Here is a 19,653-nt window from a genome sequence, read left to right on the forward strand (position 1 = left end):
TTACCTTTCTTGAGGTACGAAGGCGGGAATGTCGGTCAGCTCGCTGAGGTAGCGGTCGAGCGTCCTGAGCCCGTCCGCCGTCGGCCGCGCCAGCGAGACCGCGTGCCGGCTGAACCGCCGGGCGTCGAAGTGCCGGGAGCTGTCGGTGAACAGCCGGTCGAACTCGACCGGCGCCGCGTCACAGTCGCCGGCCGGAGGCGGCAGCAGCAGGCGCAGCCCGGCGAGCCTCTCGTCGGGCTCGGCGACGGCCTCCAGGCGATCGTGAAACTGCGCGTAGCCGACCCGGTCGAGCCCGCACCGGTCGGCGAGCACGCCGAACGCCTCGGCGAAGCGCAGCCTCGCCGGCCACAGCACGTGCATCGCGCCGTCGGGCACCTTGATGTCGCCGGTCGCGGCGCGTGCCACGAACTGGCCGACGACGTCCACCGGCGTCACGTCGGTCTCGGCTTCGGTCGGGAACACGCATCCGGTGCGCGCGCACGCGTACAACAGGTTGTGTGCCAGCGAATCCGGGTTGGCCACGCCTATCGACTGGTGCGGCCAGATCTCGCCGAGGCGGTACACCACCGAGCTGACGCCCTGCCGGTGCGCGTCGGCGAGCAGGCTCTCCGCGACGTACTTCGATCGGTTGTAGCCGTCCGCGGCGACCTGGTCCGTCTCCGGGATCTGGTCCTCGGTGATGCGCGGGCCGGCCGGCCCGGCGGGCGGGAAGATGCTCAGGGTGGACAGGGCGTGCACGCGGGCGCCGCCTGAGGCGAGTTTGATGAGCTCCTGCACGCCGAGCACATTGGCCGGGCGGTGGTCCAGATAGCCGGACAGGAAGTTCACCGCGCCCGCGGCGTTGACGACCCCGGACACGGCCGACGCGATCGCGTCGAATCGCCGCTGCGGCAGGCCGAGCAGCTCGCTGCCCAGGTCGCCGGGGACGACCTCGACCCGTCCCGTCTTGAGCGCCATGGGGAGCAGCTGCCAGGCGGAGGTCAGCCCGTACTGATCGAGGACCTCGGTCAGCCGCCGGGCGCCGTCAGGGGGGTCGGAGCACCGCACCAGGCAGATCAGCTCGGCGTTGGAGTGCATCAGCAACTCGGCGAAGATGTGCGCCCCGACGAACCCGGTCGCGCCGGTGAGCAGCAGTGTCTGCGGCGGGCGCCACGCCAGGTCGTGCTTGATGTAGGCCAGTTCGGCACTGTCGTCGTCGATGCCCTTGGTCAGCCGCGCCGCCTGCGCGCGCACGGTCGAGGCGACGAGCAGATCCCTGGGACGCACCGGCCTGGCCAGCCGCCGGCTGACCGCGGTGGTGAGCCGGTAGGCGATCAGCGAGGTGCCCCCGTAGTCGGAGAACGGGACGACCACCGAGACCTGTTCCTGCTCGAGGACTTCGCGCCATGCCGAGCAGACCAGCTCCTCCATCGGGTTCGCCGGCGGTTCGACGTGCTCTTCCGGGTCCGCCTGCCACGCGGACTCGGCCACGATGAGCGCGGCCAGTGCCTTGCGGTCCGCTTTGCCATTGCGATTGAGTGGAAGCGCTTCCAGTACCACGATTTTATGAGGGACCTGCTCGGTCGGCAGCTTCTCCGCCGCGTACCCGCGAAGCTCCTCCGCGGACGGCGAGTCGTCCGGCGAGCGCGGCGTGACGCAGCAGACCAGAGTGGATCGGGGCGCCTCCCCGAGCACGACCGCCACCGCGCTGCCCACGAGCGGATGCTCGGCCAGGGCCGAGGCGACGTCGCCGAGCTCCACCCGCACCCCGCCGAGCTTGACCTGCTCGTCGAGCCGGCCGATGAAGTACAGCAGCCCGTCCTCGCCGACCCGTGCCAGGTCACCTGTCCGGTAGAGCTTCTCGCCCGGGATCTGGGGGAACGGGTTGGCCACGAACACCCGCGCGGTGCGCTCGGGATCGTCGAGGTAACCCGCGCCGATGCACTCACCGCCGAGATACAGCTCGCCGGGTGTGTTCACGGGGACGGGCCTGAGGTCGTCGTCGAGCACGATCGCGGCGGTGTTGTCGATGGCGCGACCGAGGGGGATCCGGTCCAGGTCGGCGTCCGTGACCTCGTGGAACACCGACCCGATCGAACACTCCGTCGGCCCGAACGTGTTGGTGACCTCGAGCTCGGGCAGCAGCGCGCGCAGCCGGTGCACCACGCCGGCGCCGGCCGCCTCCCCACCGATCAGCATGCGCCGCAGGCTCGACGTCGCCTCCCGCAGGTCCTCGCGCGCCTCCAGCAGCGACACGAACGCCGCCAGCACGGACGGCACGAAGTCGGTCATCGTGACGCCGTGGCGGCCGATGGTCATCGCGGTCTCCTCAAGGTCGAGGATCCCGTCGCGGTGCGGCAGCACGACCTGACCACCGGACACCAGCGGCCACAGGACCTGCCACATCGAGGAGTCGAACGTGGACCGGCTGTTCTGCAGCGTCACGTGATCGGCCCCGTCACCGAACCGGCGCGACATCGTGGTCAACCTGTTGACCAGGCCGCGGTGGTGGTTGAGCGCGCATTTGGGCGTGCCGGTGGAGCCGGAGGTGTAGAACCCGTAAATCAGGTCTTCTGGCCGAGGTTCACGGCCGGCCGGCGGGGGCGTGCGGTCAGCCGGATCGTACGGCCGCTCCGCGCAGTCGACGATCACTGTCGGGAGGGTCGTACTCAGTTCGGCGACGGTCTCCGCGGTCGCCGGCGACGCCACGATGGCGGGCGGCGACAGCTCGGCCATGATCGCGTTGAGCCGGTCGATCGGCCAGGCCGGATCCAGCGGCACGAAGGCCGAGCCTGTCTTCAGCACCCCGAAGAGCGAGATCGGGAATTCGGGCCCGTCCGCGGCCAGCACGGGTATCAATTGCCGGGCCGGAACGCCGTTGCCGATCAGTCGATTGGCCGTCACGTCGGCCGCGGCATCGAGATCGGCATAGCTCATCGTGGTGTCCCGGTAGCGGACGGCGGGACGGTCCGGTGCGTTCTCTTTTTGTGCGCGGAACAGATCAAGGACCGTGCTTTTCCGGGGGAACGCATTCCGCGGCCCCAGGGATAAGTGAATGGCGGTCAGGGCTTGTTCGCTCAGGTGCGTCTGCTGATGGCGTGGCATCGTGCTCCCATAGTCGCGACCGGCAACAGATCCTCGGTGAAGGTAGATCGGTCACTATTCAGGTCTGTGAGTTTCAGGTAGCCAGGGCCGGCCCGCGGGGGATTTTTCGGCGGCCGTTAACAGGTGGCTACGTATCACGCAAATTGCCGAATGCACGCTGAAATGTCGTCGCATTACCGCGTCAGCGGCTTCGCCGGAATCGGCCGGTTGATCAGGCGCGGCTCAGTCGTGGCGACGCGCCCGGCAGACCGCGGCCCGTGCCGCACCGGGGCCGGCACGCCTTCCGGTGATGGCTCCGGAAAGCGGCGACTCCTCCGCGATCAGCGCGACAACGTGCCGGAATATGGGGGATGAGCTGGGGAATCGTGAAGTTGAGTGGACACGTGTTCCTCCCTCCGCCGGACGTGAGTAACCGGTATTAGGCATCTAATGGGTTACTGCTCATACTGGAACACGTGGCGAGGATTCGCAACCCCGGGCGCCGCCACGGCCGGCGCAACCCGCCGCGCAGGGTGTTATGGCCTGCGGAAATGAGAGATTGCCCGAGAGGCATACCCGGCCTTACCCGGGCCGGCGCCCGCCAATCCACGGAAGCGTTCTCCGCGACAGGCTGTTCAACTCGATGAACATTCTCGGAGGACATATCCGCTGGCCGCATCGGTATGACAGGTCAATTTCTAGATCATTGGCGTGCTGGGTGTGAATGCGCGCCGTCCGTGGGTAGGGTCGGTGGCGGTCGGCGTATAGAGTGCCGACCTCGCCCCCGTCCACCAGCGTAAGGGGAAGGCTGTGCGGCAGGCCAATGGCAACGCACGCGTCGGATTATTCCAATCGGGCGGGCTTTCCGCCCTCGCCGTCGGAGTCTGGCTTCGCGAACGGTCCACTCCGGCGAGGCACTATATCGCCGACATTGGTCAATCGGAGCGCGCGGAGATGGACGCGCTTGCCTCTTCGCTGCGAAGATCCGGGGACGAAGTGGTCGTCATGGATCTACGATCATCGATCGCCGCCGTGGCGTCGGATCTGCTGCGGTACCGGGCCCGCCACGACGGCGGCTACTGGAACACGACCGGTGCGGCGCGCTTCGTGCTCGTCAGCGAGCTCACGCCGCGGATGCGGGCCGACGGATGCCGGACGTTCACGCACGGCTGTGTCGGCGGGGGCAACGACCAGCGCCGCTTCGCGCGCTACGGCGCCCACGTCGCACCGGAGCTGTCCCTCATCGAGCCGTGGACGAATCCGCAGGCGCTCGAACGGTTCCCCGATCGCGAGGCCATGCTCGCGGCCGTCGCCGAGCACGGGCTGCATCTCGACCCGGGCAGCAGCGCCGAGCGGTCCACCGATGCCAACCTCGCCGGCATCTCGCATGAGTCGGCCGAGCTGGAAGACCTCGAAACCCCGGTCACCCGGCTCCAGCCGCGGTGGAGCAACTGGCCCGGGCAGAGCCCGGCCGAGCCCGAGACCGTCACGGTCACCTTCCTCGACGGACGGGTCGCCGACGTCAACGGCAGCGGCCCCGACCCGGTCGAGTGGATGACGCTGGCCAACGAGATCGGCGCGCGGCACGGCGTCTGGCTCCGCGACGTGGTCGAGCGGCGCATCATCGGCACGGTCTGCCGGGGCATCTACGAGGCGCCCGGCCTGGAGCTGCTCGAACGCGCGTGGACCCGCATCCTGCAGGCCAGCCTCGATGCGGCGGGCCGCGAACTCTACGATCGGCTGGCCGCCGTCCTGGGCGCCGCCATGTATGAGGCGCGCTGGCTCGAACCCGCCGCGCATGCCGCGCGAGACGGGATCGACCGGCTCGTCGGCGAGGTCGGCGGCAGCGTGACCCTGTCCGTCCACCGGGGCCTCGTCCAGGTCGAGCGGATGAAGGCCGCCGGCCCCGTGGTGCAGCAGACGCGGTTCGGCTCGGGCGGCAACCGCTGGAGCTAGGAAGTCGCCGTTCAGGCGTGAAAGGAGGAAGTGATGCGTGAGCGTCGATTCGGCCGGTTGGGCTGGATGGTCGGCGACGTGGGTTACGGGATGTGGGGCATAGCCGGCGGCGAGGGCGGATGGACCGGCGCCGACGACGAGACCGGCGACACCGCGCTGGACGAGGCCGTCCGGCTCGGGTGCGACTACTTCGACACCGCGTGGATCTACGGCCGCGGACACAGCGAAAGGATGCTCGGGCAGCTGGTCAAGCGGCACCCGGATCGCCGCCTCCACATCGCGACCAAGCCCCCGCCGAAGGATCGCGCCTGGCCGTCCACCCGCGACTCCAAACTGTCCGAGGTGTACCCGCCGGACCATCTCTGGGAATACCTGCACCGCAGCCTCGAAGCGCTGGGCACGCCGTCCGTCGACCTGTTCCAGTTCCATGTCTGGGAGGACGACTGGGCGCACGACCCGGCCTGGCAGGACGCCGTCATCCAGATGAAGGAACGCGGGCTGATCAAAGGCGTCGGCATCAGCGTCAACCGATGGGAACCCTGGAACGTCCTGCGGACCCTGAACACCGGACTGATCGACGCGGTGCAGGTCATCTACAACATCTTCGACCAGGCCCCCGAGGACGAACTGTTCCCGGCATGCCGCGAGCTGGACGTCGCGGTGATCGCACGGGTGCCCTTCGACGAAGGCACCCTCACCGGCACCCTCACCCGCCAGTCCCGCTGGCCCGAAGGCGACTGGCGCAACACCTACTTCGTCCCCGAAAACCTCGTCGCGAGCGTGGAGCGCGCCGAACGGCTGGCGCGGATCGTGCCCGAGGGCATGACCATGCCCGAACTCGCCCTGCGCTTCATCCTCCAGAACCCCGACGTCGCCACCGTGATCCCCGGCATGCGCGACCTCACGCACGTACGGACCAACATCGCCACCAGCGACGCCGAACCACTGAGCGAAGAGCTGATGGCGCAGTTGCGCGAACACCGCTGGGACCGCCGGCCCACGGCGTGGTCGCAATGAGCGCCGCGCCGAAGCCCATCCTGCTGTGGGCCGTGCCCCGGTCGCGTTCCACCGCGTTCCTGCGCATCATGCTCGAGCGCGGCGATCTCGAGGTGATCCACGAGCCGTTCTCGTACCTGCAGGTGGACGGTCACTTCGAGCTCACGGGCCGGCGCGTCACGTCGGCGATCGAGCTGCTCGACGCGATGCTCGAGGTCAACGCCAATGGGCGCCGGGTGTTCGCCAAGGACACCTCCGACTACACGTACGCGCCGCTGCTCGAAGACGAGCGCCTGTTCAGCGAGGTCATCAACACGTTCATGATCCGGGAGCCGCGGAGCGCGATAGCCTCGCACTACGCCGTCAACCCCGAGGCCACCCAGGACGAGTACGGGTTCGAATACCTGCACGCCATCTTCGACGCCGTGCGGTCGGCCACCGGCGAGGTCCCCCTGGTGATCGACGGCGACGATCTCGTGGCCGATCCGGAGGCGACGGTCCGGGCCTACTGCGAGCGGGTCGGGCTCGAGTTCATGCCCGAGGCGATGCGCTGGGATCCCGGTCAGCAGACGAACTGGCAGCGTACGGACCGGTGGCACGCGGAGGTGGCCGAGAGCAGCGGGCTGGTGGCCAAGACGCCCGGGCGGCGCGAGACGCCCGACACCAACGAGCACCTGCGCCGCATCGCCGAGCACCACCAACCGTTCTACGACGCGCTCGCCCGCCACCGCCTCTGTCCGCGCCGATAGCGTCGTCCGGTACGGGCCGCCCGCGGGTGCCAGGGCGTCAAGGCGGAGGAGATGCCCCGGCAGGAGGCCATCACCATGGCCGGCGACCCGAACGCGATGGCCAGGTCCGAGGCGGAGTCCTCCTCCGGCCACCACATGATGGCGATGCTGGACGCCTGCGGCGCCGGCCGAACCGGCACGCCCGCCGAGATCGCCGAAGTGGTGGCGTTCCTGACCGGACCGGGGTCGCTCTACATCACCGGCACCGACATCCTCATCGACGGCGGCCAGGCCGCCTGGCTGCGCTGGCACCGGCGAGGTTAGCCGCCCTCGCCGATCGGGTGACGCCACGGTCCAGGTGGCGGGGCCTCCTTGGGGGTCAGGAACTCGGCCGCTCGGCCGGGCCGCCGAGCTGAGCATGCGCGGCTGATCGGCTGCGTCGCCGGTACTCGGTGGGGGTCAGCCCGACCAGCGCCCGGAAGCGGCGGGCGAAGTACGTCGGGTCGTCCCAGCCGACGGCGGCGCCGACCCGGGCGGTCGGCAGGGTCGAGTGTGCCAGCAACGTGGCGGCGCGCTCGGCCCGCAGCCGGGCCAGGAAGCCGAGCGGCGTCAGCCCGACGTACTGCCTGAACAGCCGTCCGAGATACGCGGGATCCAGGTTGACCGACCGGGCGAGCTCATCCAGCCGCCACGGATCGGCGGGCGCTGCCTCAAGGCGGGCGATGACGGCGGCGACGGCGGGGTGGACGGTGGACTCGAGCGGCTGCCACTCGGGGTCGCGGCCGTCGGCCAGGATGCCGAGCACGGTGACCAGGCGGCCCAGCACCCGGCCCGGCCGGCGCCGATCGGCGGCGAGGTCCCGTTCGAGCAGGCCGATCTCCGCGATGGCCTCTTCGGCGGCGGCCGGATCGACGGTCGTGACCGCCACGCCGTGCGTGCCGGCGGCCACCGGGTCGGTCCACAACATCCGGCGCAGCATCGGGATGTCGTACAGCGCCGCCAGTTCGCCCCGTAGCGCCTGGGCGGACAGGCAGCAGTTCGCGACGGTCAGGTCGGCGCAGTCGCGGAACCCGTGCCACGCGCCGGGGCGGAGCACGACGACCTGCCCGCGCCGCAGCGGGTGCTCGCCCCCGCTGGTCATGTGCCGGCCGTGGCCGGGTCCGATCACGGCGATCTCGAGGAAGTCGTGCGCGTGCGGCTCGATGTCGGGGTTCAGGTGGTGGACACCTGCCAGGACCGGGCCTCCGGCGAACAGCGCGTGCTCGTGCAGCATGGCAGGCATGTCGGGATCGTACGACTAATCGCCGGGATCGGCCTAGCCCGTGGCGGCACGTCTCGACGAGGCTTGCGGTATCCCAACAGCAAGAAACCCTGGAGGTCAGCGATGGCAACGACCACGACCGAGCAGTTCGTCAGCGACGTCGGCGCCGATGGCCGGGTGCCGGACGAGCTGGTGGCGGCCTACCGCGAAAACGGTTTCGTCCGAGTAAGGGGCGTGCTCGAGCCCGGCCAGGTCGAGCGCTTCCGTGCCGGTGCCGAGGCGTTCCTGGAGGCGCACCGCGCGGAGAGCCTGGAGAAGCAGGGTACCTTCAGCCAGCTGGTCAACGTCTGGCAACGCGACCAGACGCTGCGGGAGCTCACGTTCGACCGGCGGATCGGCCGGATCGCCGAACAGCTCGCCGGGTTCTCGCTGCGGCTCTGGCACGACCAGATGCTGGTCAAGGAGCCGCACAACAACGCGGCCACGGAGTTCCACCAGGATCGTCCGTACTGGCCGCACGCGGGGGACCGGCTCCCGCTGTCGGCGTGGATAGCGCTGGTGGACGTTCCTCCGGAGCGGGGCTGCATGACCTTCCTGCCCGGCACCCAGGATCGCGACGGCCTGCGTCCGCAGGACCTCCACGAGGAGGAGGACCTGTTCGAGGCGGACCCGTCCCTGCGCTGGATCCCTCGAGTCACCGTGCCGCTCCGCGCGGGCGACTGCACCTTCCACAGCGGCTACACCGGCCACATGGCGCTGCCCAACCGTACCGACCAGGCCCGGCTCGCGCACGTCACCATCTACATGGACGAGGCGACCCACTACAGCGGGGCCGGGCACGTCGTGACCGATCCACTCGGACTCGCCGCGGGCGAGCGGTTGGACGGCGAGGCCTTCCCCCGCCCCTGGGCTTAGCCGACCGCCAGGAGAGGCAGCGGCCCCCCCGCGAAAATCGGGAGGGCCGCTGCGCCTGAGCCCGGGATTGCGCTTTGGTCGCCGGGCGTCACACTGGGCGTCATGATGCGATCTTGCGCGGTCACGGTCCTCCTGGGACTGGTGGCCGGTACCGCACTGATCTCCTTCATCGTGTGGCCGGGCTGGGCGACGGTGCTGCCGTTCGCCATGATCATCGGTCTCGGCCGGCTCCTGCCGCCGATCTGGAAGTGGTGGCGGATACGCAAGCTCGCCGCCACGGCCGGCTCCCTGCGCGCCCCGTCGCAAGCCGACCCCGAGCGCTACCTGCCTCAGCTGGCCTCCGCCCTGGACCAGCACGCCAGGGCCCTGCTCGGCACGGGCCGGGTCGAACAGGCGCTGAAGGCGAGCGCCGAACGGATCGGGCATCATCGCAGCCTGCTGGACGGCGACCCCGACCGCCGCCGCGAGCGTCTCGACGACTTCGCCGCGGCACTCGACGCGCACCTGGGCATGCTCCAGCTGGCCGGACGGCCCCAGGAGGCCCTTGAGGTGAACGCCGAGGCTCTGCGGATCCGCAGGGAGGGCCTCGGGCAGTGGCGCGGCGGTCCCGACTACGAGCGTGACGTGGCCATGACCCTCGCCACCCGCGCAAGCCTGCTCAGTGTCGCCGCGCGGCACGACGAGGCCCTGGCGGCGAGCCAGGAGGCCCTGACGGCGTTACGTACGATCAGCGCGCGCGACGACCACCGCTACCTGCCCGCCCTGGCCGGCGTCCTGGACCTCCGCGCCACCTGCGAGCTTGCCGCGGGCCGAGAGCAGGACGCACTCGCGGACGCGCGGGAGGCGGTCGAGTGCTGCGAGCGGCTGATCAACCTGTATCGCGGTGAGTATCTTCACCTCCTGGCACGCGTCACCGGCACCCACGCGAAGATTCTTTGCCGGACGGATCCTGACGAAGCGATCTCCAGCAGTGGGCGGATGGTCCAGGTGACGCAGTCAGCGGCCAGGCAGGACGCCCTGGCCTACACCCCGGCGCTGCTTGCGGCGCTCACGGCACACGCGCTCGTGCTGAGCGCCGCCGGCCGGACGCGCGACGGCCGCCGCATCGCGCGCAAGGCGCTTTCCCTGTCCCGCCGCGCGGTCCCAGAGCTGCTCGTTCAGACCCGCCGGCAGCTGGCCGGCTCTGGTGCAGCCATTCGCTGACACGGCGCCCGGCGAGACAACGAGAAGATCAACGTCGAGTCAGGCGGCAAGGCCGATCGATAGGGTCGCCCCGGCCGGCCGCCGACGGAGCGGCGGCCCGACAGTCCTGGGACAGGAGCGCCAATGAGCTGGACCTACGCGGGGCACTACCGGAATCACCCGGACGGCGCCGAGTCTCCCACCGCCTTCGCCGGTCGCGCCGTCGTCGATTTCGGGGGCGACGAACCAGATGGCCCGCAGTCCGGCGAAGCCGTGGCCTGGAGGATCAGCATCGGCCCCCAGGCGGATGACGATTCAGGCGAAGAATGGGAAGTGCTGGCCGAGTTCGAAGGCGATCGCACCCATCCGATCTTCCGGGCGGTTTTCGAGGGTTTCCTCGACACGGTGCCGCCCGCCTCCGTCGAGGCGCTGGTGGTCGGGCGCTGGGGGCCTGAGCTGGAGGAGGACGAGGCGCCGATCCAGGTGCTGTGCGAGGCGGCCGAACGGTTGACCGGGCTGAAGGCGATGTTCGTCGGCGAGCAGGCCGGCCTCGACCAGTGGTACGACGCCCACGTGGAGGAGCTGCTCGCCGCCTATCCGCGCCTTGAGACGCTACGGGTGCGCGGCGGAATGGGCGACAGCACCGGCCTTCGCCATCCGCTCACGCATGCGTCACTGCGACATCTGGCGATCGAGTCCGGCGCCCTGTCCCGCGAAACGGTCGTCGCGATCGCGGAGTCGGACCTTCCGGCTCTGGAGCACCTCGAGCTGTGGCTGGGCGACGAGCTCCACGACGGGCCGACGATCGCCGATCTCGCGCCGATCCTCTCGGGCGCGCGGTGGCCGCGGCTGCGGTCTCTGGGCCTGCGCAACGCCGAACTCGCAGATGAGATAGCCGCGGCGGTGGCGACGGCGCCGGTGGTGGCCAGGTTGGAAGCGCTGGACCTGTCGCTGGGCACGCTCGGCGACACCGGCGCGGAGGCGCTACTGACCGGTCAGCCGCTGACACACCTGCACAGACTCGACCTGCACCATCATTTCCTGTCCCCGACGGCGCAGGCCCGCCTGATCAGTGAACTGCCCGGCATCGTCGACGTCTCCGACGGGCAGGGCGGTGACGCACCGCACCGGTACACAGCGGGCAATCGCCTATGAGATGGACCTGGCCGAGATACAGCGGCTGATCATCGGCCGCGCGCCTCACGTGGAGATGGGCTGGGGGCGCCTGCCCAGTCCGGTAGCGGCTCACATCGCCTTCTCCACTCCTGCGGCAGGTGAGCGTTCTCGGCGACCGCGACGATGCCGCCGACGATCGCGCAGGTGGTGTCGACGTCCCCACCGGCCGCCGCGGTGGTCCACATGGCCGCTTCGAAGTCATGGCGTTCGCGAGCAGCCACCCAGAGGGTGAACGGGACCGTGTCGTGAGCGCTGACCTGCCGCCCGTTCCCGAGCATCCGGGCGGCGAGTACGGGGTCGCTGATGGTGAGGAGCTGCCGCGCCTCGGCGATACCGTCGTGGACCATGCCCGCGGGCACGTGCTCTCTGACCCGATCGAGGAAACGCCCGGCGGGGAGGCCGGGTTCGTTGACGGTCACGGCCGTGGCCACGGCAATGGCGACGGCGCCGGCCACTGCTTCCGGATGAGTGTGGGTGACCTGTGCCGACAGGACGGCCTGTCGAACCACCTGTGGCAGGTCGCCGGCGAACCAGGCGCCGAGCGGCGCCACGCGCATCGCGGCACCGTTGCCCCACGAGCCCTTGCCGTCGAAGAGCTCCGCGGAAAGCGTCCGCCAGTCGCCTCCTTCGCGGACCAGCCGAAGCATCCGGTTCGTCGCCGGGCCGTATCCGCGGTCGAAGTCATGACGGGCGGCGAAGCTCGCGGCGAGCCTGTCCTGGTCGATGGCGCCGTGATCGGCCAGGACGCGATAGATGGAGCACGCCATCTCGGTGTCATCCGTCCACTGCCACGGGCTGGGTGGAAGGAGGCGGGAGGAGAGCGCGTGGTGGTTGGCGGGAACGAAGAACTGGGAACCGAAGGCGTCGCCGAGGGCCAAGCCGAGGAGAGAGGCGGTGGCCCGCGCAAGGAGTTGGACTGACATCACTCACATTGTGGGGTAAGCCAGCTCTCTCTACGCCGGGGGCTTCCCCGGCCGCGTAAACGCTGATCGGCCTACCCGATGAGGGCCATCGGACGGTGGCCGGCCTGTCGTCGCAGATTCGCCCGGCCGGGTGGCCGTCGTTCACCTTCCTCTCCGTGTCGCCGCCCACGATGTCCGGGTGGGCGGAGCGAGGCATGCGCTCGCCTCATCAGGTGGAGGTGGAAAATCATGGCTTCAGTCGTTGTCGAGAGTGCTCAGCGCGTGCGCAGGCCCTGGTACCGGCAGTTGTACACGTGGGTGTTCGCCGGAATGGCCGCAGGCGTGATCGTCGGCCTGGTGGCGCCTGGCTTCGCGACGTCGTTGGAGGTTCTGGGGGACACGTTCGTCGGGCTGTTGACGATGCTGCTGGGACCGATCGTCTTCTGCATGGTCGTCAGCGGTATCGCAGCCGTGGATCGGCTCCGGCATGTCGGCGCGATCGCGTTGCGGTCGATCGCGTACTTCGAGATCGTGACCACGCTGGCGCTGCTGCTCGGGCTCCTCGCCGTGAACCTGGTGCGCCCGGGTGCCGGCCTGGCGGTGGACCCCGCTCAGCTTCAGCTCACTGACGAGGTGAGCGCGCGGGTTGACGCAGCGTCGGAGATGTCGTGGTCCGACTACGTGCTGCAGATCTTCCCGAAGAACATCGTGGCGAGCTTCGCCGAAGGCGCGATTCTTCAGATTCTGTTCTTCGCCGTTCTGTTCGGCGTAGCCCTGGCCGTCCTCGGCGATCGGGCTCGGCCCGTGGCCCGGGCGGTCGATCGGATCGGCGAGGTCCTGTTCACGATCGTACGACTCGTGACGTATGCCGCCCCCGTCGGCGTGTTCGGGGCGATGGCGTACACCGTGGGCCACTTCGGGGTGGCGACCATCGGCGCGCTGCTGAAGCTGGTCGGCACCTTCTACGGCACATCGATCGTGTTCGTGGTCGTCGTCCTCGGCGGCATCCTGCTGCTGGTACGGCTGAACCCGCTGCACACTTTCCGGTACTTCAAAGACGAGATCCTGCTGGCGCTGGGCGCGTCCTCCTCGGAAGCCGCGATCCCCGGTATCGTCGCCAAACTCACCCGCCTCGGCGTCGACAAGGGGACGGCAGGCATCACCGTCAGCGCGGGCTATTCGTTCAACCTCGACGGCACGTGCATCTATCTCACGCTGACCAGCATGTTCATCGCACAGGCGCTGGGGATTGACCTCGATCTCGGCCGGCAGCTGCTGCTCCTCGCGGTGATGTTGTTGTCGTCGAAGGGAACCGCGGGCGTCACCGGAGGCGGTTTCGTGATGCTCTCCACGACGGTGTCGGCGACGTCCGTCATCCCGGTCTCGGGTGTCATGCTCGTCTTCGGGATCGACCGATTCATGTCCGAGTGCCGCGCCGTCGTGAACTCGCTCGGCAACGCGGTGGCAGGTCTGGTGATCGCGCGCTGGCAGGGCGAGATCTCGTCGTCGGCCGCCAACGCCATCATGTCCGGGAGGTCCACGCCGCCCGTCCCGCTGACATCCGAGCCGGAGAAGGTCAGTGGCCGATGACCGGCAAACTCAGCCTCCAACGGGTTCAGGTGTTCGTGGCGATCGCCGATCACCGCGGTGTCTCGGCGGCCGCGAGAGCGCTCGGCGTCGCGCAGTCGACCGTCTCGTCCCACCTTCAGCAGCTCGAAGGCGAGGTCGGTGCGGTGCTCGTCGACCGTTCCGCGCCGTCGCTCAGGCTCACCGAGGCCGGTGAGAAGCTCCTTGAGTACGGCCGCGATCTGCTCTCCCTCGCGGACGAGGCGCTGGATCAGGTCACGCGTGTACGACGAGCGCCGGTCGCCGGTGTCCTGGCCATCGGAGGCACGACCACGGCGACGGAGCGCCTGCTTCCACGGCTCCTGCGTGCCTTCCTGGACCGCTACCCGGACGTCGAGCTGGAACTCCACGTCGCGAACTCCTCGCTCATCACCCAGAAGGTGCTCTCCGGCGAACTGCCTCTCGCGCTCGTCGCCGCTCAGAGCGAACAGCCCTCTCTCAGCGCGACAGCAGCGGGAAGCGAGGAGCAGGTGGTCATCGTGGCCGGCGATCACCCGCTCGCCGGGCAGCGGGTGGAGCCGCGCCTGTTGCGCGGCACCCGCATCCTGCTCCGAGAAGAGGGGTCCACCACGCGCCAGTACCAGGTTGACATGGCGCAGAGGTGGGGAATCCCACGCACCCACGCCGGCACGATCGCCGGTACGAGCGCGATCGTCGCCGCGGTGGCCCAGGGTCTCGGCCTGGCCTGCCTGCCCAGGGCCGTCGCCGAGGAGGCCCTGCTGCTCGGCCGGGTCGCCGAGGTCCATCTCGACCCGGCGCCCCCCGAACGCCCGATCCAGCTGATCAGGCCGGCGGCACGACCGCCGACGCTGGTCGAAGAGCTCTTCATCGAAAGCGTCCGTGAAGAAAGGACACCGTGACCACCATCACCGTGAACGATCGCCCGTACACCGTCCCGGGTCACCCCGTCGTCGTCATCACCGTCGACGGCGGTGACCCGCGATACTTCCGGGACGGGCTGATCCGCGGCATCATGCCCCGTCTCCAGCGGATGCTCGACGACGGCGGCGTCTTCTCCGTCGGAGCGTCAGAGATGCCGAGCCTGACCAACCCGAACAACATCTCCATCGTCACCGGCGTCCCGCCTGCCATCCACGGCATCCCCGGGAACTACTGCCGGCTGCCCGACGGCTCACTGGAACTGCTCAATGATCCTCGATTTCTTCGCGCGCCGAGCATCCACGCCGAGTTCGCCGCCCGCGGGATCCCGACCCTGGCCGTCACGACCAAGGACAAGCTCCGGCTCCTGCTCGGAAACGGCGGCGTGCCGAGCGTCAGCGTCGAACGCGCAACAGGTGCCGCACTGCCCGAGTACGGGATCGACGACATCGAGGAGCTCGTCGGAACACCTGCTCCCGACGTCTACGACCCCTCCGCCAGCCACTACGCGATGCGCATCGGCCTCGCCGTGCTTCAGCGGGTTCCCGGGCTGCGCCTCATCTATGTCTCCCTCACCGACCGGGTCCAGCATGCGGCAGCACCCGGGGACGAACTCGCCGACCGGTTCTTCGTCGAGTTCGACGCCTTGCTCGGCGCGTACCTGGACGCCGGGTGCACCGTGGGGATCACCGCCGATCATGGAATGAACGCCAAGCACCACGACGCCGGCACCGCTCGGGTGCACTATCTCGGGGACCTCCTCACCGAAGCGGGCGTCCCGTTCGAGGAGATCGTGCTGCCCATCACCGACCCCTACCCCAAGCACCACGGGGCGCTCGGGGGCTTCGCCTGGCTGCATCTGGCTCCCGAGCATCGCGGGGCCGCTGTGCGTGCCCTCGCGGCGCTGCCCGGTATCGAAGAGGTCTGGGAACGTGAGGACGCGGCGACGATCTACGAGCTTCCGGCGGACCGCATCGGCGACATCGGCCTCGCGGCCGCGGCCGACACCGCGCTCGGCCGCCATGCGGTCGATCACGATCTCTCGCAGCTCCATGGAGGTCTCCGATCCCACGGCAGCAGGCACGAGCAGCTCGTTCCGCTGATCCTCAGCCGCCCCGTCAGGGGGCCGCTGGCGAAGCGGCTGCACGCCGGTGTGCTGAGGAATCGTGACATCCACGATCTGACGCTCAACAACACCGCGTAGACGGCGCGGTCCGTTTCTTAAGATCGTCACTTACGTGACCGGGGTCGGCCGTCCGAAGCATCGGGGACGGCCGACCCTGCCCGTTCTGATGCCGGGGTGGGGCGACGCCGGCCGGAGGTGACGAATGCCACCGCGCCTCCATGGGTGCGGCCGCGCGAACCGGCCCTATCTTTGTACTGACTGGTCAGTATAAAGAACGGGAGTCATGATGATCGTTGCGGAAGGGTTGGCGATCGAGGGGGTGTACCCGGAGGTCTCGCTGAAGGCCGGGGCCGGCACACTCACGGTGGTCGCGGGTTCGGCGGGAAGCGGGCGGACGAGCCTCCTGTTGACGCTGGCCGGCCGGATGAAGCCCACCAAAGGCGGACTGAACGTCGCCGGGCACGCCGGGCGCCGCGCCATCCGCAAAGCCGTGGCGTTGGCGCTGATCGACGGGGTGACGGATCTGGACCGGTCGCTGACGGTCGGGGAGCACCTGCGGGAGCGGCGGCGCCGGCCGTACCAGGAGATTCTTGAGCGGGTCGGGCTGGCGGGCCGGGAGCGAACGCTGGTGCGGGAGCTGGATCGCGAGCAACGCGTGCGGCTGGGCCTCGCGCTGGCGCTGCTGGACGAACCCGAGGTGATCGTCGCCGACAACGTGGACGCGGGCCTGCCGGCCGACCGGCAGCAGGCGCTGTGGAACCTGCTGCGGAGCCTCGACCGCACGGTGGTGGCCTCGTGCGTGACGCCGCCCGCCCGCTTCGACCAGCTGGTGGAGCTGTCATGAAGAGCATGTTGCGGTCGCGGCTGACGAGAGCGGCGCTGGCGGCGGTGGTGGTGCTGCCGCTCCTGTACGCGGGCCTGTACCTGTGGTCGTTCTGGGACCCGCAGGGCAATCTGGACCGCGTGCCGGTCGCTCTGGTCGTGGAGGACCAGCCTGCCCGAGCCGCGGGCAAGACCCTGCACGCGGGCCGCGACCTGGCCGGCGAGCTGCGGAAGCGCGACGTCTTCGGCTGGCACGAGACCACCGCGAGGCAGGCGGCCGACGGGGTCGCGGACGGCACGTTCTACCTGTCGCTGACCGTGCCCGCCGACTTCAGCGCCAAGCTGGCCTCACCCGCCGACGACGCTGCCGCACCGAGCCCGGCGCGGCTCGGGCTGCGCGTGGACACGGGCCGCAGCTACATCATGGGCAGCATCTCGGACGCGGTGTTCAACGAGGTACGGGCGGCGGCCGAGCGCACCGCGATCCACGACTACTTCGACAACGTCTTCGTCTCGATCGGCGACATCCACGACAAGACGGCGGAGGCCGCCGAGGGCGCGGACAAGCTGCACGACGGCGTCGTGCGGCTCGGTGACGGCGTCTCCCGGCTCAGCGACGGCCTGGGCACGGCCGAGAGCGGCGCCCGGCAGCTCTCCGCCGGCCTGAGCACCGCCAACACCGCCACAGGCAGGCTGCGTGACGGCTCGGCCCAGGTCACGCAGGGCCTCACGCAGGCGCAGCAGGCCATCGGGCAACTGCGCGACGGCCTGAACCAGCTCCACGAGAAAGGAACCACTCCGCTCAGTTCCGGAGCGAAGGAGGCATACCAGCAGGTTCACGCTCAGACCCGCACGGTCAACCAGCTCGCCGACACGTACGTCCCCGTGCTGGACGAATGGGGCCCCAAGATCTCCAGGGCCGCCGAGGCGGTCGCCGACGCTGCCGACAAGGTCGCCGACGGCGGGTCGTCAACGGGCGCGGCACAGTCGAGCGCGGCGAACACCCACGCGGGAAGCGCGGCCGACAGCGCCAGGGAGGCGAGCTCGCAGGCGCAGGCCGCGCTCGACCGCCTCGGCGCGGACGCCGACCCCGAGGTCCGCGGCCTGCTCCGGAACGCGGCAGCCGCCGCGCGCCGGGCCGCCACTCAGGCGGGCCAGGCCCAGGACGCCGCCCGGACGAGCGCCGGCAGCGGCGCGGGAACCGGGATCGACGGCGTCGCGGACCTGAGGAACCAGGCGCGGGAGCTGGCCGAGCAGGCTCGCAGGATCGCGGCTGTGGCACCTCGGCTCGGGTCCAAGCTGGACCAGGCCAGAAGCCGGCTCAATGCCCTGGACACGGGCCTGGGCAAGCTGGCCGATGGCGCCGCGAAGGTGAACTCCGGCCTCGGCACGGCCGCGACCGGTGCGAACCGGCTCTACCAGGGTGCGACCAAGCTGACCGACGGCTCGCGCCAGGTCACGAACGGCATCGGACGCCTGGGCGGCGGGCTGGTCAGGCTGAGCGACGGCGCGAGCGAACTGAGCACCGGCGTGGACCGGCTCCACGACGGCGCGGGCCAGGCTGACAAGGGCGCGGCCAAGCTCGCCGCGGGATCGAAGGAGCTGGCAGGCGGGCTCGGCGACGGCGCCGCCCGGATCCCCGACTACGACGGCAAGCAGCGCGACGACCGCGCGGACGTGATGAGCGACCCGGTCCGGCTGGCCAGGACCGTCGACAACGAGGTGCCCAACTACGGCACCGGCTTCGCGCCGTTCTTCCTGCCGCTGGCGCTCTGGGTCGGTGCGATGATCGCGTACATGGTGCTGAAGCCGCTGAACCAGCGGCGGCTGGCGGGCACGACGGGCGCGGTGCGGATCGCGCTGGCGGGCTGGCTGCCGGCGGTGGTGCTCGGGGCGGCGCAGGTGGGCGTGCTGGTGGCGGTTCTGCGGCTCGGGCTCGGGCTGGAGGCTGCGAGCTGGGCCGGGCTCGCCGGGCTGCTGCTGCTCGCGACCGCCGCGTTCATGGCGGTCGTGCAGGCGGTGAACGCGCTGCTCGGCCCGCCCGGACGGGTGGTCGCGCTGGCGCTGCTGATGCTGCAGCTCACCTCGGCGGCCGGTACGTATCCCATCGAGACGTCGCCCGGGTTCTTCCAGACGATCTCGCCGTGGCTGCCGATGAGCTGGGTGGTGTCGGCGCTGCGCAGGGTGATCAGCGGTGGCGATCTCACCGTGGTGTGGCAGGCTTGCGGGGTGCTGTCGGCTTTCCTCGTACTCGGGCTCGCGCTCACCACGCTCGCCGTGGAGCGCGGCCGCACCTGGTCCGTCAAACGCCTGCACCCGGAGCTGGCGCTGTGAGCGAGCGGAGCGAGCGAACCAATGGGCACAGCAGCGAGCGCACCGCCAGGCGCGGGAGCAGGCAGGACACCCGGCGGAAGGTGTTCAGGGCGGCTGTGGAGCTGATCGCCGAGCACGGGTACGCGGCCACCACGGTCGACGCCATCGCCGAGCGGGCCGGGGTGGCCAAGGGCACCGTGTTCTACAACTTCGGCAGCAAGGAGGGACTGTTCGAGGCGCTGCTGGAGCACTCGATCGACCTGCTCGCCGAGGCGCTGGCCAATTCCGACACGGGGGAGAGCGCGCTGGACGCGCTCGACTCGGTGGTGCTCGGCCAGCTCAGGTTCTTCGAGGAGCACGGGGCCTTCGCCCGGGTGCTGCTGGCCGAGATGTGGCGGACGGCGTGGCAGGAGGCGGTGGGGCGGCTGCGCCAGAGCGCGCTCGGCGTGTACGCGGACGTGCTGCGCAGGGCCGCCGCGAACGGCGAGGTCCGGGCCGACCTGGACGTGGAGACGGCGGCGACGGCCGTGTTCGGCATGGTGCTGACGGTCGCCATCGAGCGCCGCGCCCTGTATCCGGACCGGCCGCTGGAGCGCACTCACGCGACCCTGGTCGAGCTCCTGCACGGCCGCATCAAGTAGTCCGTACCTGGCGAATACACTTGCGCCGAGTTCGCGTCCCGGCCTCGCGAGCGTCCCAAGGCCGGCC

Annotated in this window: 16 protein-coding genes; 13 read left to right on the forward strand and 3 right to left on the reverse strand. The window is 70.1% G+C overall.

Annotation, left to right across the window (positions count from 1 at the left end):
• Window positions 1–3,084: an amino acid adenylation domain-containing protein gene (locus ACWDX9_RS20110; protein WP_449955931.1), complete on the reverse strand. Its 3,084-nt coding sequence runs from the start codon at window positions 3,082–3,084 to the stop codon at window positions 1–3.
• 789 nt (window positions 3,085–3,873) lie between these two features.
• Here ACWDX9_RS20110 and ACWDX9_RS20115 point away from each other — a divergent pair.
• The 4 genes from ACWDX9_RS20115 to ACWDX9_RS20130 are packed head-to-tail and all read left to right on the forward strand — an operon-like array spanning window position 3,874 to window position 7,067.
• On the forward strand, window positions 3,874–5,019 hold the full coding sequence (locus ACWDX9_RS20115; protein WP_449955934.1) for an argininosuccinate synthase domain-containing protein: 1,146 nt from the start codon (window positions 3,874–3,876) through the stop codon (window positions 5,017–5,019).
• A 33-nt stretch (window positions 5,020–5,052) separates the two neighbouring features.
• On the forward strand, window positions 5,053–6,036 hold the full coding sequence (locus tag ACWDX9_RS20120; protein ID WP_449955937.1) for an aldo/keto reductase: 984 nt from the start codon (window positions 5,053–5,055) through the stop codon (window positions 6,034–6,036).
• Window positions 6,033–6,764 (forward strand): sulfotransferase-like domain-containing protein, encoded by a 732-nt coding sequence (locus tag ACWDX9_RS20125; RefSeq protein ID WP_449955940.1) that lies wholly within the window; start codon window positions 6,033–6,035, stop codon window positions 6,762–6,764. Before ACWDX9_RS20120 ends, ACWDX9_RS20125 begins: the two co-directional genes overlap by 4 nt.
• A gap of 51 nt (window positions 6,765–6,815) precedes the next feature.
• Window positions 6,816–7,067, forward strand: coding sequence for an SDR family oxidoreductase (locus tag ACWDX9_RS20130; protein WP_449955943.1), 252 nt, complete (start codon window positions 6,816–6,818; stop codon window positions 7,065–7,067).
• A 55-nt stretch (window positions 7,068–7,122) separates the two neighbouring features.
• Here ACWDX9_RS20130 and ACWDX9_RS20135 read toward each other — a convergent pair whose 3' ends face one another.
• The gene (locus ACWDX9_RS20135) at window positions 7,123–8,025 is read right to left on the reverse strand and encodes a helix-turn-helix domain-containing protein (RefSeq protein ID WP_449955946.1); all 903 of its coding nucleotides are present in this window, start codon (window positions 8,023–8,025) and stop codon (window positions 7,123–7,125) included.
• Window positions 8,026–8,127: 102 nt separating this feature from the next.
• Here ACWDX9_RS20135 and ACWDX9_RS20140 point away from each other — a divergent pair, with 102 nt between their 5' ends.
• The 3 genes from ACWDX9_RS20140 to ACWDX9_RS20150 all read left to right on the forward strand — a co-directional run bounded on the left by ACWDX9_RS20140 (window position 8,128) and on the right by ACWDX9_RS20150 (window position 11,256).
• Window positions 8,128–8,919, forward strand: coding sequence for a phytanoyl-CoA dioxygenase family protein (locus ACWDX9_RS20140; protein ID WP_449955949.1), 792 nt, complete (start codon window positions 8,128–8,130; stop codon window positions 8,917–8,919).
• Window positions 8,920–9,021: 102 nt separating this feature from the next.
• Window positions 9,022–10,122: a hypothetical protein gene (locus ACWDX9_RS20145; RefSeq protein WP_449955952.1), complete on the forward strand. Its 1,101-nt coding sequence runs from the start codon at window positions 9,022–9,024 to the stop codon at window positions 10,120–10,122.
• 123 nt (window positions 10,123–10,245) lie between these two features.
• A complete protein-coding gene (locus ACWDX9_RS20150; protein WP_449955954.1) occupies window positions 10,246–11,256 on the forward strand; it encodes an STM4015 family protein in 1,011 nt (336 codons plus the stop codon).
• A gap of 29 nt (window positions 11,257–11,285) precedes the next feature.
• On the opposite strand, the gene ACWDX9_RS20155 is transcribed toward ACWDX9_RS20150, so the two are convergent.
• Window positions 11,286–12,200 (reverse strand): ADP-ribosylglycohydrolase family protein, encoded by a 915-nt coding sequence (locus ACWDX9_RS20155; protein ID WP_449955957.1) that lies wholly within the window; start codon window positions 12,198–12,200, stop codon window positions 11,286–11,288.
• A 228-nt stretch (window positions 12,201–12,428) separates the two neighbouring features.
• Here ACWDX9_RS20155 and ACWDX9_RS20160 point away from each other — a divergent pair, with 228 nt between their 5' ends.
• From ACWDX9_RS20160 to ACWDX9_RS20185, 6 genes are all read left to right on the forward strand, one after another.
• Window positions 12,429–13,769, forward strand: a complete 1,341-nt coding sequence (locus tag ACWDX9_RS20160; protein WP_449956015.1) for a cation:dicarboxylate symporter family transporter — start codon at window positions 12,429–12,431, stop codon at window positions 13,767–13,769.
• Window positions 13,766–14,665 (forward strand): LysR family transcriptional regulator, encoded by a 900-nt coding sequence (locus ACWDX9_RS20165; RefSeq protein WP_449955960.1) that lies wholly within the window; start codon window positions 13,766–13,768, stop codon window positions 14,663–14,665. The genes ACWDX9_RS20160 and ACWDX9_RS20165 overlap by 4 nt, the downstream gene beginning before the upstream one ends.
• Entirely contained in the window at window positions 14,662–15,888 is a 1,227-nt protein-coding gene (locus tag ACWDX9_RS20170) for an alkaline phosphatase family protein (RefSeq protein ID WP_449955963.1), read from the forward strand. The genes ACWDX9_RS20165 and ACWDX9_RS20170 overlap by 4 nt, the downstream gene beginning before the upstream one ends.
• 205 nt (window positions 15,889–16,093) lie before the next feature.
• A complete protein-coding gene (locus ACWDX9_RS20175; protein WP_449955966.1) occupies window positions 16,094–16,654 on the forward strand; it encodes an ABC transporter ATP-binding protein in 561 nt (186 codons plus the stop codon).
• A complete protein-coding gene (locus ACWDX9_RS20180) occupies window positions 16,651–18,966 on the forward strand; it encodes a YhgE/Pip family protein (protein ID WP_449955969.1) in 2,316 nt (771 codons plus the stop codon). The genes ACWDX9_RS20175 and ACWDX9_RS20180 overlap by 4 nt, the downstream gene beginning before the upstream one ends.
• Window positions 18,963–19,586 (forward strand): TetR/AcrR family transcriptional regulator, encoded by a 624-nt coding sequence (locus ACWDX9_RS20185; protein WP_449955972.1) that lies wholly within the window; start codon window positions 18,963–18,965, stop codon window positions 19,584–19,586. The genes ACWDX9_RS20180 and ACWDX9_RS20185 overlap by 4 nt, the downstream gene beginning before the upstream one ends.
• Window positions 19,587–19,653: the final 67 nt, after the last annotated feature.

It is taken from the genome of Nonomuraea sp. NPDC003201, assembly GCF_053590415.1.